Here is an 18,047-nt window from a genome sequence, read left to right as displayed (position 1 = left end):
GATGCTAACGGCGGAGCGCATTGTAGTGAAGGTAGGGACCAGTACTCTCACCCATGCAACCGGACAGCTGGACTTGAAAAGAATAGAAAAACTGGCGCGGGATTTAGTGGACTTGGCTAATCAAGGGAAGAAGCTGGTCTTGGTGACATCAGGGGCGGTGGGTGCCGGGATGGGACGCCTGGGTTTCTCCCGGCGCCCTCGTACGTTAAGGGAAAAGCAAGCCGTGGCGGCCGTGGGACAAGGAATCCTGGTCCACATGTACGAGAAATTCTTCGCTGAGTACGGCCGGGTGGTGGCGCAGATCCTGCTGACCCGGGAGGACTTTTCCGACCGGCGCCGCTATCTCAACGTGAGCCATACCTTTTCCCAGCTATTAGAATATGATGTGATCCCCATCGTGAATGAAAATGATACCACGGCGGTGGAAGAGCTGAGGTTCGGCGACAACGACAATTTGGCTGCCCTGGTGGCCGGTGCCATTGATGCGGATTTATTAATCATTTTATCCGATATTGACGGCCTTTACGATGACAATCCCAGGACCAATCCCCAGGCCAGGAAACTGCCCGTGGTGAAAGAAATCACCCCGGAGATTGAAAGGCTTGCCGGCGGTGCCGGGTCCAGTTTCGGGACCGGCGGTATGTGTACCAAGATCCAAGCCGCCAAGGTCTGCACCAGTTCCGGCATCCCGGTGGTCATCGCCAGCGGGAATCAAGAAGGAGTGCTGCACGATATCGTGGCCGGCAAAGAAGTGGGCACCGTCTTCTTGCCCAGGGTGGATAAACTGCGGGGTAAAAAGAAGTGGATTGCCTACGGTTCAGCGGTAGTGGGCAGAATCATGATTGATGCCGGCGCGGCCCAGGCCCTCAAGGCGGAAGGGAAGAGCTTGCTGCCCATCGGTATTGTGGCGGTGGAAGGTCATTTTGAAGCCGGGGGGGTAGTGGCTGTGCATGATCCCGGCGGGAAGGAAGTGGCCCGGGGGATTGTTAACTACAGTGCCCAGGAATTAGAGCTGATTAAGGGCAAGAAGACCGGTGACATTGAGGCGATCCTGGGGTACAAGGACTACGATGAGGCCATACACCGTGATAATTTAGTATTGTGGGAAAATGGTGAAAGCGAAAGGGGTCAGGTGATGGATGTTTAGGGAAGAGCTGCTGGAACAAGGGAAAAAGGCCAAGGAAGCGGCAAGGAAACTTGCGGTCCTGTCTACCAGGGAGAAAAACGAAGCCTTGGAAGCCATGGCGGATCGGCTGCTGGACCAGCAAAACCGGATCCTGGCAGCCAATGCCGTCGATATGCAGGCAGGGAAGGAAAAAGGGCTGTCCAAAGCCCTGCTGGACCGGCTGCTTTTAACGGAACAGAGGATCCTGGACATGGCCAAGGAGCTGCGGGAAGTGGCCGCCCTGCCGGATCCCGTTGGCGAAATCACCGAGATGGTGACCCGTCCCAACGGGCTGCAAATCGGGAGAATGCGGGTGCCCTTAGGAGTGGTCGGCATGATCTACGAGGCGCGCCCCAATGTGACGGTGGACGCCGCCGGGTTGTGTTTGAAGGCGGGTAACGCGGTGCTCCTAAGGGGCGGATCGGAAGCCATCAACAGCAACCGGGTGCTGGTGGAGATCCTGCGGGAGGCTTTACAGGCTAAGGGCCTGCCGGCCGACGCCGTGCAGCTGGTCCAGACCACGGACCGGGATGCCGTCGATGTGATGGTCAAGATGCACGGCTACTTGGATGTGATCATACCCAGGGGCGGAGCGGCCCTCATCAGGCGAGTCATGGAAAATGCCACGGTGCCGGTCATTGAAACCGGCGTCGGCAATTGCCACGTGTACATAGATGAAGGGGCGGATGTGGAGAAAGCCGTTAACATTGCCGTCAACGCCAAGTGCCAGCGCCCCGGCGTATGCAACGCTATGGAAACCCTTTTGATCCATGCTAAAGTGGCGCCGGAAGTGCTGCCCAGGCTTGGCGCCGTTTACGGGGAAAAGGGTGTGGAGCTCAGGGCCTGTCCCAAGGCTTTGCCTTTCTTGCCCAATGCCAAACCGGCGACGGAGGAAGATTGGGCCACGGAGTACCTGGACCTGATCTTGGCGGTAAAAGTGGTGGATTCTTACGAAGAAGCGGTGGACCATATTCACCGTTACAGTACCGGCCATTCGGAAGCCATCGTCACCGAAGACTACACTAAAGCCCACGATTTCCTGAAGAGAATTGACGCAGCGGCGGTGTTTGTCAATGCTTCCACTCGTTTCACCGACGGCGGCCAGTTCGGTTTTGGTGCTGAAATCGGGATCAGCACCCAGAAACTGCATGCCCGGGGACCGATGGCACTGAGAGAATTAACCACCTACAAGTTTGTTGTTTTAGGGCAGGGTCAGATCAGAACCTAGAAATGGGGATGAACATGGCGACAGCATCGATGAAAAGGATTGGGATCATGGGGGGGACCTTTGATCCCATCCACTATGGGCACCTGGTCACGGCAGAAGCGGCTCTGCATGCTTATGGCCTGGAGGAAGTGGTGTTTGTGCCCTCGGGGAAGCCCCCGCACAAAAAGGATTACCATGTGACGGAGGCAGAACACCGTTATCTCATGACCATTTTGGCCGTGGCCACCAATGCCCGTTTTCATGTTTCCCGCCTGGAAATCGACCGGACAGGCTATTCCTACACCATTGACACTATCAAAGACTTCCGGGGGCTTTACGGCCCGCAGACGGAACTGTATTTCATCACCGGAGCGGATGCCATCTTGGAAATTCTCACCTGGAAAAACGTGCAGCATTTGCCGGAGCTGTGCCAGTTCATTGCCGCCACCCGTCCGGGGTTTGACTTGAAGGCGTTAGATAGAGTTTTCTCGGAGCTGCCGGAACTGGAGGGCAGGCTCCACCTGCTGGAAGTGCCTGCGCTGGCCATCTCTTCTTCAGACATCAGGCAGCGGGTGAGGGAAGGAAGGCCCATTAAATATCTCCTGCCGGAAACGGTGGAACACTATATATACAAAAAGGGCCTGTATCGACAGGACCATGGTCTGGACAGGGAGGAAAGATGAAGGCATTCCGTCACTATGCCGCTCGACTGGCGGGAAAACTCACCCCCAAAAGGTACCGGCACTCCCTGGCGGTGGCGCAAACGGCCCTGGCCCTGGCCAGAACCCATCAGGTGCAACCCGGTCTTGCGTACCTGGCCGGTTTGCTGCATGATTATGCCAGGGACCTGCCCAATCACCTCCTCGTCGAAGTGGCGAAGACCGCGGGGCTTCCGCCGGATCCCATGAAGGATGCCGTTCCGGAACTATGGCACGGCAGCGTGGGGGCCTTCCTGGTGGAAAAGGAATTGGGTTTAAAGCACCCGGCCTTGCTGCAGGCTATCAAGGACCATATTTTAGGATCTCCGGCGATGACTGATTTGGATAAAGTGGTTTTTTTGGCCGACATGATTGAACCCCACCGGGATTTCCCCGGGGTGGAGGTGCTCCGCGACCTGGCCTTTAGAAACTTGGATGAGGCGATGCTGGCGGCTTTTGATCAATCCATCAGGTACCTGTTGACCAAGAGGTCTCCAATTCACCCGTTGATGATAGATGCCAGAAACGGTCTTTTAGTGACGCTGAACACTGAAGGGAGATGAGATTTATTGCAGGATACCCGTGATATACTGAAGTTGGTGGCAGAGACTCTGCAAGAGAAGAAAGGATCTGACATCATGATCCTTGAAGTAAAAGACCTCACCTTGATCACCGATTATTTTGTGATTGCCACCGGTAATTCCCGCATCCAGGTGCAGGCCCTCGCCAGGCATGTGGAAGAGAAATTGGAAGAGCAGGGGATAAGGCCTTTCCGCGTTGAAGGTTTGCAGGAGGCCCAGTGGGTCCTGATGGATTACGGTACCGTGGTGGTGCATATATTCCTGCCGGAACAGAGGCAGTATTATAATTTGGAAAGGTTATGGGGAGACGCCAGAGTAATCACAGACCTCATAGACCCTGTTTAGATTGGTAAAAGTTTGGCAACAGTACCAGTAAGGGGAGTGAAGGTATGCAGGAACGGTATGATTTTTCGCAAATAGAGCCGAAATGGCAAGGATACTGGGAAGAAAAAGGCATGTACCAGGTAGACGAGGATCCCGGTAAAAAGAAATATTATGTACTGGAAATGTTCCCTTACCCGTCGGGGAATTTACATATGGGCCATGTGCGCAATTATTCTATCGGTGACGTGGTGGCTCGCTTTAAGATGATGCAGGGTTATAACGTGCTGCACCCCATGGGGTGGGACGCTTTCGGGCTGCCGGCGGAAAACGCCGCCATCCAGCACGGGATTCCGGCCAGTATTTGGACCCGGAAGAATATCGCCAACATGAAACGGCAGTTGAAATCCATGGGGATTAGCTATGACTGGCGCCGCGAGGTAGCCACCTGTAATCCTGATTATTACAAGTGGACCCAATGGCTGTTCTTGCAGTTTTACAAACGCGGGCTGGTCTTCAAGAAAAAGGCCGCCGTCAACTGGTGCCCTTCCTGCGCTACGGTGCTCGCCAACGAACAGGTGGTGGACGGGAAATGTGAACGGTGTGACTCCGTAGTGGACAAGAAGGAACTGGAGCAGTGGTTCTTCAAGATCACGGACTATGCCGATGAACTGCTCCGGGATTTGGAAAAACTGCCCGGCTGGCCGGAGAAAGTCAAAACCATGCAGTTTAACTGGATCGGCCGCAGTGAGGGGGCGGAAATCTGCTTCAGAACCGAGGCCGGGCATGATTTGACCGTTTTCACCACACGGCCCGACACCGTCTATGGGGTTACTTACATGGTGCTGGCCCCCGAACACCCCCTGGTGGCGGAACTGGTAGCGGGTACTCCCTATGAAGGTCCGGTGAAGGAGTTTGTCCAGCGGGTAAGAAAGATGTCCAGCATTGAGCGGGCCGAGCAGGAGAAGGAAGGTTTGTTCACCGGGGCGTATGCCGTTAACCCGCTAAACAACGAGCGCATTCCCATTTGGGTGGCCAATTATGTATTGATGGATTACGGTACCGGTATCGTCATGGGCGTGCCGGCCCACGACCAGCGGGATTTCGAGTTTGCCAGGAAATACAACCTGCCCATTCGCATTGTGGTGCAGCCGGAAGGAGCAGACCTGCAGCCGGACGAAATGACGGAAGCGTTCCCGGCGGAAGGCTTCCTGGTGAATTCCGGTCCTTTTAACGGCCTGGACAATAAAACGGCTATTGCCAAGATCACTGAATACGTTGAACAGCAGGGACTGGGACGTTTTCAAGTGCAGTACCGGCTGCGGGACTGGTTGATTTCCAGGCAGCGTTACTGGGGCACCCCCATCCCCATCATTTATTGTGATCAATGCGGTGTAGTGCCGGTGCCGGAAGAAGACCTGCCGGTGATCCTGCCGGAGGACGTGCAGTTTAAGCCCACGGGGGAATCTCCCTTAAAATCCATGCCGGAATTCACCGGTTGTCAATGCCCGCAGTGCGGTCAAAAGGCCGTGCGGGAGACGGAGACCATGGATACTTTTGTGGACTCCTCCTGGTACTTCTTGCGCTACTGCGATGCCAACAATGACGGGGAAGTCTTTGACAAGGAGAAAGCCGGTTACTGGATGAATGTGGACCAGTATATCGGCGGGGTGGAACACGCCATTCTCCACTTGATGTATGCCAGGTTTTTCACCAAAGTGCTGCGGGATTTGGGCTTGACCACATGTGATGAACCTTTCCAGAATCTCTTGACCCAGGGCATGGTGCTGAAAGACGGCTCCAAGATGTCCAAGTCCAAAGGAAACGTGGTCAGCCCGGAAGAAATCATCAAGAAATACGGTGCCGATACGGCCCGGCTGTTTATCCTGTTTGCGGCGCCTCCGGAAAGAGACTTGGAGTGGAGCGATCAGGGGGTGGAGGGCTGCTTCCGCTTCCTGAACCGGGTCTGGCGTTTGGTGTACGGCTACCACCGGCAGGTGCAAATGGTGGCACCTAAGGACGAAGCCCTGGATGAAGCGGACAAGGAACTGCGCCGCATGATTCACCTGACGGTGAAGAAAGTCACGGAGGATATTGATAAGCGGTTTAATTTCAACACCGCCATCAGCGCCGTCATGGAACTGGTCCACAGCCTGCACGATTACAGGGACCAGAAGGCCGGCGGGCAAGAAAACCTACCGCTGGTCCGGTTTGGCTTGGAACGGCTGGTATTGCTGCTGGCTCCTTTTGCCCCTCACATTACGGAAGAGCTCTGGCATGCATTAGGTAACGAAGACAGTGTCCACCTGCAGAGCTGGCCTGCCTACGATGAAAAAGCCCTGGAGCAAGACCGGGTGGAGGTGGCTGTCCAGATTAACGGTAAGGTGCGGGCCAGGATGAGCTTGCCGAAGGACATGCCGGAAGAAGAACTGAAACCCGTCGTGCTGGCGGAAAAACGGGTGCAGGATTTCGTCGCCGGCAAGGACATCATCAAATTCGTGGTGGTGCCGAACAAACTCATCAGCATCGTAGTGAAATAGCATGCCAAGCGGCTGTCACGGGACAGCCGCTTTTTGTACTTTTTGTAAATAACGGAAGGAAAAAACAAATTAATGACGAAAAATTCAGTAATTTAACTCGGTAAGTGGGGTGAAAACGGTGTTTGGGCTGTCCCGCCAGGTACAGCAAGCTCTAGCCGTTTTACTCTTCATCTTGGCTTTCGGCTTAGGGGTGATGTACACCCGCTGGCAGCAGGATCCGGCAGGGGAAAGCGTTTTCTTGCTGGAAACGGGGGATACCCAGGCGGCCGTGCAGGTCCGGGAGGAACCGGCACCGGAATTGAAGGTCCATGTGGCCGGGGCGGTTTTGCGCCCGGGGGTCTATGCTTTCCGGGAAAAGAGCCGGGTGGAAGATGTACTGGCCTTAGCCCAGCCGTTGCCGGAAGCGGATCTGGACGCCATTAACCTGGCCGCTTATTTAAAAGATGAACAGCGGATCTACGTTCCTTTCCGGAATGACGGTGCCGGGGGAACCGGGGTACCGGGTTCGAAGGGGAATCAACCGGCAGGGGAAACCGGAAAAGTCAATATCAATACCGCCGGTCGGGAGGAATTGATGACCCTTCCCGGCATCGGCCCGGCCCTGGCCCAGAGAATCATTGATTACAGGAATAATCACGGACCCTTCCGGTCCTTGGATGAATTGAAAAATGTCTCCGGCATCGGGGAAAAGAGATATCAAGACCTGGTACCGTTGATTACTCATTGAGGTTGAAGGGCGCTCATGAAAGAAAGGATTTTGGTATTTGTAACCGGGCTCTATGCCGTGGGCATCTTAACCGCCCACTGGATCAAAATGCCCGTGCTCTGGTGGCTGGGTTTGTTCACCGGGGCTTTTCTTTTTTGGTGCCTGGGCAGCCGCCGGCCGGAGAAAAATACCGGCTGGCTTTTGCTGGTGGCTTTCTTTTGCCTGGGCGGCTTGGCTTACCAGCTAAAAACGGATTACCAGCACCGTCTCTTAGCTTCCCTGCCCTTAGACCGGGAGTCACAGGTGACGGGCCGGATCGTTTCTGAACCTGCTTCTTATCCCACCAGGACTCTCTATACGCTTCAATTACCCCAGGGGGCGAAAATACAGCTGGTAGTGAGGGGAGAAGAGCGGGCGTTTTTGCAGCCGGGAGACGTGATCAAAGCCCGTGGTTTCTTGGCCAGGCCAAGACAAGCCCGGAACCCGGGGGAATTTGATTACCGCGCTTATCTCTGGCAGCTGGGGATCGTAGCCGAGTTATCAGCTGAACCGGAAAGCATCACTGTTTTGGAAAGGGACGCTCTCCACTGGCGAAACCTGATCTATCAAGCCAAGACGGTTTTCTTAAACAGAGTTGATGAAAGCATGTCTACCCGGGCCGGGGCCGTCGCCAGGGCTTTGATTTTTGGGGACAAAACGGCCTTGGAAAAGGACCTGAAGGAGATGTTTCTCACCCTGGGCATCATGCACTTGATGGCCGTCTCTGGCCTGCATGTGGGCTTCCTGCTGGTCCTGACCAAATGGCTGCAAAAACTGTTGGGTCTTGGCCCGGTAGTGTATTTCTGGCTGGCCCTGGGGCTGGTTGGTTTCTATTGCGCGGCCACCGGGTTTGCTCCTTCCGTGCTGCGAGCTTCTTTGATGGCTGCCGTGGTACTGCTCGGGGATGTCCTGAAAAAAGAAAAGGATTTTTATACCGGCATTGCCGCCGCTGCTTTGATCATCCTGTTGTATAATCCTTTCTATCTTTTTCACAGCGGTTTCCAGCTTTCCTTTTTGGCGGCTTGGGGGATTGTCTACTTTAGTCCCCTGGTGAGCGCCTTGCTGCCCCGCACCCTGCCCTGGCGCGAAGTGCTGGTTATCCCGCTGGCGGCCGGGATTGCCGTTTTGCCGGTGACGGCTTATTACTTCAACCTTTTTTCTCTCATGGGCATTTTCGCCAATGTGGTGATTGTGCCCCTGGCCGGCCTGGTGGTGATCCTGGGCCTGGTGGCGTTCTTCGCGTCGCTGGTTTCCGGCGCCCTGGCCGGTTTCATGCTTTTAGCCGCCGGGGCCCTGGTGGAAGGGATCGTCCGGTTATGTACCCCATTGGAAGCCCTGCCTTTTAGTGCTTTTGTGGTGGCTACCCCGGCCCCGGCTGCTATAATCAGCTATTACCTGGTGGGTATGCTGGTGCGGGAACTGGCGGTGCGCGAGGATTTCCGCGCCGGGCTGCGGCCTTACGGTAAGGCGGCCCTGGTGGGCGGCGGCCTGCTGGTAAGCGCTGTGTTTCTCTGGCAGCAAAACACGCCTCGCCCGTTAGAAATCGTTTTTCTCGACGTGGGACAGGGAGACGCTATTGTCATCCATACCCCCGGGGGCCGAACCGTGCTGGTGGACGGAGGGGGCACCCCGGCCTGGCACCAAAGCGATTTCCGGGTCGGCCGGGAAGTGGTGGTACCATACTTGCACAGGCGGGGTATCAAGAAAGTAGACCTCATGATCAGTACCCACCCGGATACGGACCACCTGCAGGGGTTGGAGGACGTGCTGGCGGAACTGGACGCCGGGACCGTCATCATCCCGCCCGGGCAGCTTTTTGGGAACGGTTACGACCAACTGCTGCAGTTGGCGGCCATGAAACGGGTACCGGTCCGGGAAGTAATGGCCGGGGACAGGCTCATCCTGGAGAGGGGCATGGAGATCAGGGTGTGGAATCCCCCGGGCCGTTCTCCCGTTTTCACTTCAGCTCCGGATAACAATCATTCTTTGGTTTTACAAATCAAGTACGGTACAGCCGGGATCTGGCTCACCGGTGACATCGAGGTGGAAGGACTCCAGCGCTTACTCCGGCAGGGGCATTTTGGCCCTGTGCACGTGTTTAAAGCGCCTCATCACGGCAGCCACACCGGCTACTATGAGCCCTTCCTGGACGAAATCAACCCGGTGGCGGTGGTCCTGTCGGTGGGCCGCAACAGCTATGGCCATCCTTCACCCCGGCTGGTCCGCTATTGGGAGGAGAGAGGAGTGGACATCTACCGTACCGATGAGCACGGCGCCGTCATTGTGAGCACCGATGGGCAAAAGATGCAAATAACCCCTTTTATTGCCGGGGTCGAATAGTTCTAGGCGAGCGGAAAATAATGTGTTCCATGATCAACACGGTGAAAACGCCGGCGGCGAAGCCGTTGCTCAATACAGGCTTCAGGAGGGCGGGAAAATCCGCCACGGTATGTTCGGGTAAAAAGGAAACGATGATGCTTAACAAGATAGGGAATCCCATCACCAGTCCATGCTCCAGTTTGAACTCCTCCGCGGCGCCGGCGCAAACGGTTAATCCTGCCGCGATTTGGGAACACATAATATACAAAACGGTGCTGCCGGTGATTAAGAGGGGAATCCGGCTCATGAAGGCAATGGTACGGGGGAGAAAGGACAAAACAATCAATCCCAAGGCCATAGGTGTCAGGGTATGCCGGGAAGCGCAGCCGGTGGCGGCAATCACCCCCGGGGTAAGGGAAAAGTTGACCGGTCCCGGCACCCCGAGGAGGCCCGCCAGGGTGTTACCCAGGCCGGAGACGGCAATGCCCCTGGTGATTCTCTTTTCCAGGTGATCCGGCCGGACAATTTCTCCCACCGCTTGGATGGAGCCTAGATCGTTTACGGCCAGGGCCAGGAAGCAAAACAAAAAGGACAGGACCAGGCCCGGATTAAGGGAAAATTGAAAACCGAAGCTGTCCATAAAGCCGGCGGCCAAGGGGAATCCGGCCGGTGTGCCGGCGGATTCCGGGGGAAAGAGCCAGGCATGAAGAGCGGAACCGGAGATTATGGCCCACAAGATCAAGGTTGCTTTCCAGATGCCGGTCAAGTAGCGATTGGCGACGAACATGGCGAAGACGAAAACCAGGGCAAAGAGGAAGCGGGAAAACCCGTCGTCCTCACCGCTTCCGGTAATCAGGTCAATCATCATCGGGGTAAGGGTGATGGCGATCAGGATCAGTACCGTGGCCACCACCCGGGGAGTAAAGAGCCGGCGCAAGTACCCGAAAAACCCGGTGATACTGACCAGCATGAGCAAGAAGCCCCCGGTCATGATGGCGGAATAGACCTCGTGATAGTCTTCCCCCTGACTGGCCATAATGCCGATCAGGAGCACAGTAGCCGGCCCGGTGATTACCGGCAGGCGGTGTCCCCAGAAAAGCTGTACCAGGCTAACTGCTCCCGTGAGGAAAAACAGTTTTTGGAGGTAACCGACTTGAAAGACTGCTTGGGACCCGTGGAGTTCCGCCGCCACCCGACCGATGATAATCACGATGGGGACCGTGATGATGAACCACTGCAATCCGTACAGGAGGGTCTCACCCAAAGGCGGGTGGTCATCCCATTGATAATGTAAGCGAATCTTGCTCAAAACCGGCACCTTCTCCCCATAGTTTATTATCCACATTATACCACGACTCGTTGCCGTGCCGCCTGTCTCTTTTGCCGTCCGGCGGAAACCTTTGCCTGCCGTGGCACCGGCTTCTCTTGTGAGGGACCCGGCCTTGGATTAAAATAGTACTAAATCAGGGAACTAAGGCCGGGAGGAAAAAACAACTATGCAAGATTTCCGGAAAATCCTGGCGGATATCCGCCGGGGGCGCATCGCCCCGGTGTATTTGCTGGCCGGTGAGGGCGCCTACTTTAAAGAACAGGTTTTATATTGTTTGGAAGAAAAGCTGCTGGAGAACGGTGCCGACGACGTCAATTATGAGGTCTTTGACGGGGAGGCGGTGCTTTTATCTACCGTCTTGGAAAGCGCTTGGCTGGTGCCGATGTTTGGGGCAAAAAGACTGGTGGTAGTGAAAAATGCTCCCTGGTTTGACGGTAAGGGCACCGGCAAGGAAACGGCGGGTAGTAAAGAAGCGGATGAACTCTTATTGTCCTACCTGCAGGAACCTTCACCCACTACTTGCCTGGTGTTTTTGACGGCGAGTAACCCGGATAAGCGCAAGAAGGTTTACAAAGAACTGGCCGCCAAGGGAGTGGTCTGGGAAAGCCGGCCGCTGGCCGGCACGGCCTTAAAAGATTTCGTGAAAGACTGGTTGGCGGGGCGGGGTAAGAATATTTCGCCCGCAGCCCTGGAGCACATTGTGACCCGGGACCAGGGCGACTTGGGGCTGCTGGTGCAGGAGTTGGAAAAACTGGTTCTATACCTGGGCGACAAGGGAGAAGTGGGGCCGGAAGATGTGGAAGCGATTATGAGTTTTCCGGAGCAGTACAGTATCTTTGCTTTGACCGATGCCGTAGGGGCTAAAGAAAGCGCCGCCGCCCTCTGGCATTTGCGAGCCATGCTGCGCACCGGGGAACAGCCCTTGATGATTCTAGGCATGCTGGCCCGCCAGTTCCGGCTCATCCTCTACGGACAAGCCCTGGCGGAGGAAGGTTATTCCCAGGAAAACATAGCCCGGCAGATGCAAGTGCATCCTTATGCCGTGAAGAAAGCACTGGCCCAGAGCAGGTACTACCGCCGGCAGGAATTGATTGAAGCTTTGGCCAAGCTGCTGGACGTTGATGTGGCCATCAAGCGAGGCCAAGGGGAACCGGCGAACCTGCTGGAGCAGGTCATCCTGGAATTATGTTCATAAAAAACAAAAGGCCGCTAGGCCTTTGTTAACTGATTGCTTGCTTGGTTTGATTGAGCTTCCTGTACAGGGCGGATTTCTTTCTGGCGGCATTGTTTTTATGGATTAAGCCCTTGGATGCCATTTTGTCAATGGTCTTAATGGCATGCTTAAAGGTGGCTTGTATTCTTTCAGGCTCGCCGGAAGCCAGGCTCTGCTCGAAACGCTTGATTGCCGTTTTCATCATCGACTTGCGGGCAGCGTTGATGCGGGTACGTTTCCTAGCGATTTCGATTCTTTTGATCGAGGATTTTATATTAGCCACGGGTTTTGTCACCTCCTAGCAGTGGACTTTAAAGCAATAATTAACAAAGTACATTTTAACATGTGGATTGAAGTAAATCAAGGCATGGACACGGTATATACCTCCTTTTTTCGGGAAAACTATTATTAGTCTTGGAAAAAGGAGGTGAATCCAGGTGAAGGGAAGCTTAATCGGTACGATTGTACGGTTTATCGTGTCTGCCCTGGTCTTGATGCTGGTAGGTTGGCTCTTACCTGGCATTTCCGTCAACGGTTTCATGGGTGCACTCTTGGCTGCTGTGGTCATTGCTGTCTTAGGTTACCTGGCTGAACTGATTCTAGGCGAAAAAATCTCACCCCAAAGTAGGGGCATTGTCGGCTTTATCGTGGCAGCGGTAGTCATCTATTTGGCCCAGTTCATCGTGCCCAATTATCTCAGCGTTAATATTCTGGGTGCTTTGCTGGCCGCCCTGGTCATCGGTGTCATCGACGCCTTTGTACCTACGGAGCTGCGTTAATCCATTCATGGTTCCGAACACCCCACCTCCGGGGTGTTTTTTATTTATGGCATAACCTTCCTTTTTGGGCATAGAAATAGAATATGCTGAAAGAGGGGAGGACAGCCTGTATGATACGTTTCTACTTGCGCCGCCGGTTGAACATGATGGGACGAGGCAAACCCTTCTTGATGCTGGCGGTCGGTATCCTGTTGAGCATCGCCCTCTTATATTCCCCTTCTGCCCCGTCCGGCCAGGGGAATGGCCCGGACCGGGTAAAGCAGATCTTGGCTATCGCCGGCGTTGATAGCCAGACCTACAAGAACATCCTGAGGAGCGGGTTGCCCCCTGTCCACCGGCAGGCGGACCTTCCACCGGAGGGATACGTCACCGCTTTCATGCGAGCCGTTTTTAATGTGGACCTGGCAAACCCGCGCTCCCTGTTTGGACAAGGGATGACGGCGGTGGGAGCCATGGAAGCCCTGGCGGCGTCCCAAGTGGAGAGCTATCCGTTGTTTGAAGATGAATCCATTGTGGAGATTCCCGATGTGCCCCCGGAGGAACCACAAGCCCCGGTACCGGAACCGGAGCCTCCGGTACAAGCTGTAGCGGAAGGGGCGGAAGTGATTATCATTAATACCCATAACGCCGAAACCTACCGGGCTACCGACGGGGTCAGCAAGAAAGAAGGGGAGAATGCGGGCGTTGTCAAAGCCGCCGCTCACTTGGAAAATGTGCTGCAGCAAAAATACCGTATGAGGACGGAACGTTCGGAAACAATTCATGATTATCCCGAGTTTGAAAAGTCATACACCAATGCGGCGGTAACCCTGGAAGACATGCTCAAACGGAATCCCCAAGCCCGGGTGGTCATTGACGTTCACCGGGATGCAGGCCAGTCGAAGCCTTTGACGGCTACCATCAACGGGAGGAAAACCGCCCAGATCAGGTTAATCGTGGGCAGTGATGCCAGGCTGCCTCATCCCGGCTGGATGCAGAACCGGGAATTTGCCAGGCAGCTGGCGGAGAAAATGGATGAGTTGTATCCCGGTTTGTCCTTGGGTTACCGGGTGCAAAGCGGCCGGTATAACCAGCACCTGCACCCGCGAGCCGTCCTGTTGGAAGTGGGCAATGACTTAAACTCCTTGGATGAAGCGCTGGCGGCGGTGGAGCTGTTTGCCGATGTTCTTTACCAGGTCCTGAGGAACACCGAGGTTTAATATTAATTGAGACAAAAACGGAAAATAATTGTTGACTTGGAGGGTAAACAATTGTACAATATTAGTAACGATTACTAATAATTAAATTTTGCAGCATTCAAATTCAAGGAGGGGGTCTTCTACAATGAAGAAATTTGTTTGTCAAATCTGCGGTTATGTTTATGAGGGCAATGAAGCGCCGGATACCTGCCCACAGTGCAAGGCTTCCAAGGAGAAGTTCGTAGAACAGCAAGGGGGAGCTTTGGTTTGGGCAGATGAACATAGAATTGGTGTGGCCAAAGACGTGGATCCGGAGATTATCGAGGGACTGCGGGCCAACTTCATGGGTGAGTGCACGGAAGTAGGGATGTATTTGGCTATGAGCCGCCAGGCTGACCGGGAGGGTTATCCCGAGGTGGCGGAAGCTTACCGGAGGATCGCTTTCGAAGAAGCAGAGCACGCGGCCAAGTTTGCCGAACTGTTGGGGGAAGTGGTCTACGCCGATACCAAGAAGAACCTGCAAGCCAGGGTGGAAGCCGAATACGGGGCTTGCCAGGGTAAGAAGGACCTGGCAGCCAAAGCGAAACAGCTCGGTTTGGATGCCATTCACGATACGGTCCATGAAATGTGCAAAGACGAGGCCCGGCACGGCCAAGCCTTCAAAGGGCTCTTGGAGAGATATTTCAAGTAAATCCGGGTTTAGGCCTACCGGCGGGAACACCGCCGGTAGGCTTTTTCAATTGGAAGACGGTTGCTAAATGACTTTGGTCATTTTATAATCTAAGATAAGTATTTATACGACCTCAGCGTAGTATGGCAGGATGGGAGGAGAAACTGACATGCCGATTACGGAATTCTTAGCCAGAAATGCAAGGTTGTACGGTCATGAGAAGTGTTTAACCGAGATCAATATGGATTTGCAGGAGGAACACAAGGTTACCTGGCTTGATTATGAACTCATTGAAAACAGCCCCCTGGGCGAATACCGGCGGTCCATGACCTGGCGGGTTTTTGACGAGAAGGCTAACCGTCTCGCCAACTTGCTCATCAAAAGAGGTATCAAGAAAGGCGACAAAGTGGCGATCTTGCTCATGAACTGCCTGGAATGGCTGCCGATTTATTTTGGCATTTTGAAAGCCGGGGCCGTGGCCGTTCCCTTGAATTTCCGCTATTCGGCGGAGGAGATCAAGTACTGCCTGGAGTTGAGTGAAGCCAAGGCCCTGCTTTTTGGGCCTGAATTTATCGGGCGCATTGAGACTATTTACAACCAGATTATTTCTCAAGTGAAATTGATCTTTTTCGTCGGCGAAAACCGGCCCACTTTCGCGGAAAACTATGATCGCCTCACGGCCAACTGCCCGTCGGAGGCCCCGGAAGTGGAGATTTCCGATGAAGATGATGCCGCCATCTACTTTTCTTCAGGCACGACGGGGTTCCCCAAGGCCATTTTGCACAGGCACGGCGCCCTGGTAGCTTCCTGTTATACCGAAGCGGCGCACCATGGACAAACCCGGGAGGATAATTTCTTATGCATTCCCCCCTTGTATCATACCGGGGCGAAGATGCACTGGTTCGGCAGCCTGCTTACCGGCAGCAAAGCCGTCCTCTTAAGGGGCGTCCGGCCGGAATGGATCCTGAAAACCGTGTCTGAAGAGAAAATTACCATTGTCTGGCTGCTGGTGCCCTGGGCCCAGGATATCCTGGATGCCATTGAAAGAGGGGACGTGACGCTGGAAGACTATGATCTTTCCAGCTGGCGGCTGATGCATATCGGTGCCCAGCCGGTGCCGCCCAGCCTCATCCACCGCTGGAAAAAACACTTCCCCCATCACCAATACGATACCAACTATGGTTTAAGCGAATCTACCGGTCCCGGGTGCGTGCACTTGGGGGTGGAGAATATTCATAAGGTGGGGGCCATCGGCATACCCGGTCATAACTGGGAGGCCAGGATCGTGGACGAGAACGGCAACCCCGTCCCGCCCGGGCAGGTAGGGGAACTGGCGGTGAAAGGCCCGGGCGTGATGAAGTGTTACTACCGGGATCCGGAAGCTACCGCCAGAGTGCTGAAGGACGGCTGGCTTTATACCGGTGATATGGCCCAGATGGACGAGGACGGCTTTATCTACCTGGTGGACCGGAAGAAAGACGTGATCATCAGCGGCGGGGAAAACATCTACCCGGTGCAAATCGAGGACTTCCTGCGGCAGCATGATGCCATCAAGGATGCGGCGGTCATCGGGCTGCCCGACAAGCGGCTGGGTGAAATTGCCACAGCCATCATCGAATTGAAGCCTGGGGTGGCGTGCACGGCGGAGGAAATCCATGAGTTCTGCAAGCAGCTGCCCAGGTACAAGCGGCCGCGCCGGATCATCTTCGACCGGGTGCCGCGGAATCCCACCGGCAAGATTGAAAAACCTAAATTACGGGAAAAATACGGAGCAACTAGGCTTGTGGCGGCACAAACCCAAAGCTGATGTCTATCCTAACGCTGGGGAAGGTAATCTCCAGCGTTTCCGTTTCCGGAGCAGGAGATGCTAAATCAACACCGGAGGTGACGGAGATGGAAAAGGAGCAAGAGCTGCATTACCGGCTGGAAGATCGTCCTTCCCCCACGGAGACCGTCTTGCTGGCCCTGCAATGGGCTTTGTTCATGTATTCGATCAATTTGATCTATCCTTTGGTTATTGGAGATATTTTTCAATTTCCCCCGGCGGAGACTACGGCGCTGGTACAAAGGAGCACCTTCCTGGTGGGGCTCGGTTCCTTATTGCAGGTAATGTGGGGGCACCGGGTCCCCATCACGGAAGGCGTGGCTGCCGTTTGGTTTAGCATTTTTATCCTGTCCTACCAGGCGGGAGTGCCGGCCGGGCAAAGCCCGGGAGCAGTGCTGCAATCCATGGAGTTTGGTTTGATTTTTGCCGGCGTGCTCATGATCTTGTTGAGTTTAGGCGGGGTGTTAAACGCCATCCAGAGACTGTTTACCCCTTTGGTCATTGGGATGGCCCTGATTCTTATTGCCTTACAGGTTTCCGGCACTTTCGTGCAGGGCATGGTAGGATATGAAAACGGGCAGGTCAGGGGTTTGGTGGCCCTGTGCAGCATCCTGGTGGTGGCCCTGGTGACCTTTTTGAGTTATCGAGGCAATGCCTATTTGAAAAACTTTTCGGCGTTAATCGGGCTCCTGGTGGGCTGGGGGCTGTACAGCCTGCTGGGGCTGGGGGGCACCCAGGCAGCCGGGACGGTACCGGACCGCCTTATTTATTTACCCCAGTTGTTGGCCTGGGGTGCACCACGGGTGTCGGCAGCGGTGGCGGTAACGGCCCTCATTTGTTGCCTGGTGCTGGTGGCCAATCACCTGGCCAGTTATGCGGCGGCCCGGTCCGTGCTGGGACAAGAGCTGCCGGCGGGCACCATCAAGAAGGGCGGGGTCTGTAACGGCATTTCCAATTTGCTTTCCGGCCTCCTGGCCGGGATCGGCACCGTTCCCATCGCCAATGCCGCCGGTTTTGTGGAAATGACCGGGGTGGGCGCCCGCCTTCCTTTCCTGCTGGCTGCCGTGATCTTGATGCTGGTAGGGTTGATTTGGCCTTTGGGCCAGTTTTTCACCAGCATCCCGGCCCCGGTGGTTTATGCCGTTTCCTTTGTGGCCTTTACCCGCATGGTGGGCATTGGTTTTACCAACCTCCTGCGGGTCCGGCTCAACCAGCGCAATCTAATCATTATCGGGTTAACCTTGTGCATCAGCGTGGGCTTAATGTTCGTGCCGCCGGCGGCTTATGCCGGCTTGCCGGTGGTCTTCCAGCTGGTGTGCGGTAACGGCCTTTTGATGGGCATTGTGCTGGTCTTGCTGCTGGAGCACCTGGTGTTCCGGGCCGGCAGGTAATAGCCCGGCTTTAACCGCTGCGGGAGTTGCTCGCACCTTCCATGTATTCTTTGACAACAAACTGGCAAGATTTATAATGATCACG

Annotated in this window: 16 protein-coding genes; 14 read left to right on the top strand and 2 right to left on the bottom strand. The window is 55.0% G+C overall.

Annotation, left to right across the window (positions count from 1 at the left end; all coding sequences use genetic code 11):
- The first annotated feature begins 1 nt into the window (after position 1).
- The 8 genes from proB (at position 2) to GXX34_09165 (ending at position 9,597) form a co-directional block, all read left to right on the top strand.
- The gene (proB, locus tag GXX34_09200) at positions 2-1,147 is read left to right on the top strand and encodes a glutamate 5-kinase (GenBank protein HHW07685.1); all 1,146 of its coding nucleotides are present in this window, start codon (positions 2-4) and stop codon (positions 1,145-1,147) included.
- Positions 1,140-2,393: a glutamate-5-semialdehyde dehydrogenase gene (locus GXX34_09195; protein ID HHW07684.1), complete on the top strand. Its 1,254-nt coding sequence runs from the start codon at positions 1,140-1,142 to the stop codon at positions 2,391-2,393. Before proB ends, GXX34_09195 begins: the two co-directional genes overlap by 8 nt.
- A gap of 29 nt (positions 2,394-2,422) precedes the next feature.
- Positions 2,423-3,055: a nicotinate-nucleotide adenylyltransferase gene (locus GXX34_09190; GenBank protein ID HHW07683.1), complete on the top strand. Its 633-nt coding sequence runs from the start codon at positions 2,423-2,425 to the stop codon at positions 3,053-3,055.
- The gene (locus GXX34_09185; protein ID HHW07682.1) at positions 3,052-3,633 is read left to right on the top strand and encodes an HD domain-containing protein; all 582 of its coding nucleotides are present in this window, start codon (positions 3,052-3,054) and stop codon (positions 3,631-3,633) included. Before GXX34_09190 ends, GXX34_09185 begins: the two co-directional genes overlap by 4 nt.
- Before the next feature lie 6 nt (positions 3,634-3,639).
- Positions 3,640-3,996, top strand: a complete 357-nt coding sequence (gene rsfS / locus GXX34_09180; GenBank protein HHW07681.1) for a ribosome silencing factor — start codon at positions 3,640-3,642, stop codon at positions 3,994-3,996.
- Between the two features lie 44 nt (positions 3,997-4,040).
- Positions 4,041-6,512, top strand: a complete 2,472-nt coding sequence (locus GXX34_09175; protein HHW07680.1) for a leucine--tRNA ligase — start codon at positions 4,041-4,043, stop codon at positions 6,510-6,512.
- Between the two features lie 118 nt (positions 6,513-6,630).
- Positions 6,631-7,239 (top strand): ComEA family DNA-binding protein, encoded by a 609-nt coding sequence (locus tag GXX34_09170; GenBank protein ID HHW07679.1) that lies wholly within the window; start codon positions 6,631-6,633, stop codon positions 7,237-7,239.
- Between the two features lie 30 nt (positions 7,240-7,269).
- Positions 7,270-9,597, top strand: coding sequence for a DNA internalization-related competence protein ComEC/Rec2 (locus GXX34_09165; protein ID HHW07678.1), 2,328 nt, complete (start codon positions 7,270-7,272; stop codon positions 9,595-9,597).
- Here the strand turns inward: GXX34_09165 and GXX34_09160 are convergent.
- Entirely contained in the window at positions 9,578-10,885 is a 1,308-nt protein-coding gene (locus GXX34_09160; protein ID HHW07677.1) for a purine/pyrimidine permease, read from the bottom strand. The two genes, GXX34_09165 and GXX34_09160, sit on opposite strands and share 20 nt — an antisense overlap.
- 187 nt (positions 10,886-11,072) lie before the next feature.
- On the opposite strand from GXX34_09160, the gene holA reads away from it, so the two are divergent.
- Positions 11,073-12,101: a DNA polymerase III subunit delta gene (gene holA, locus GXX34_09155; protein HHW07676.1), complete on the top strand. Its 1,029-nt coding sequence runs from the start codon at positions 11,073-11,075 to the stop codon at positions 12,099-12,101.
- Between the two features lie 25 nt (positions 12,102-12,126).
- On the opposite strand, the gene rpsT is transcribed toward holA, so the two are convergent.
- The gene (rpsT, locus tag GXX34_09150) at positions 12,127-12,402 is read right to left on the bottom strand and encodes a 30S ribosomal protein S20 (protein HHW07675.1); all 276 of its coding nucleotides are present in this window, start codon (positions 12,400-12,402) and stop codon (positions 12,127-12,129) included.
- A gap of 211 nt (positions 12,403-12,613) precedes the next feature.
- Here rpsT and GXX34_09145 point away from each other — a divergent pair, with 211 nt between their 5' ends.
- The 5 genes from GXX34_09145 to GXX34_09125 all read left to right on the top strand — a co-directional run bounded on the left by GXX34_09145 (position 12,614) and on the right by GXX34_09125 (position 17,962).
- Positions 12,614-12,898 (top strand): phage holin family protein, encoded by a 285-nt coding sequence (locus tag GXX34_09145; protein ID HHW07674.1) that lies wholly within the window; start codon positions 12,614-12,616, stop codon positions 12,896-12,898.
- Positions 12,899-13,008: 110 nt separating this feature from the next.
- Positions 13,009-14,097, top strand: a complete 1,089-nt coding sequence (locus tag GXX34_09140) for a hypothetical protein (protein HHW07673.1) — start codon at positions 13,009-13,011, stop codon at positions 14,095-14,097.
- Between the two features lie 124 nt (positions 14,098-14,221).
- Positions 14,222-14,767 (top strand): NADH peroxidase, encoded by a 546-nt coding sequence (locus GXX34_09135; protein HHW07672.1) that lies wholly within the window; start codon positions 14,222-14,224, stop codon positions 14,765-14,767.
- Between the two features lie 148 nt (positions 14,768-14,915).
- Positions 14,916-16,553, top strand: a complete 1,638-nt coding sequence (locus tag GXX34_09130; GenBank protein ID HHW07671.1) for an AMP-binding protein — start codon at positions 14,916-14,918, stop codon at positions 16,551-16,553.
- Complete coding sequence (locus GXX34_09125; protein ID HHW07670.1) at positions 16,553-17,962, top strand: purine/pyrimidine permease; 1,410 nt, start codon at positions 16,553-16,555, stop codon at positions 17,960-17,962. The genes GXX34_09130 and GXX34_09125 overlap by 1 nt, the downstream gene beginning before the upstream one ends.
- The last annotated feature ends 85 nt before the right edge of the window (positions 17,963-18,047 follow it).

It is taken from the genome of Clostridia bacterium, from assembly GCA_012840125.1.
Classification (GTDB): domain Bacteria; phylum Bacillota; class DULZ01; order DULZ01; family DULZ01; genus DULZ01.
The sequence above is the reverse complement of the archived record's forward strand: the minus strand, read 5'-3'. Positions and strand labels throughout refer to the sequence as shown.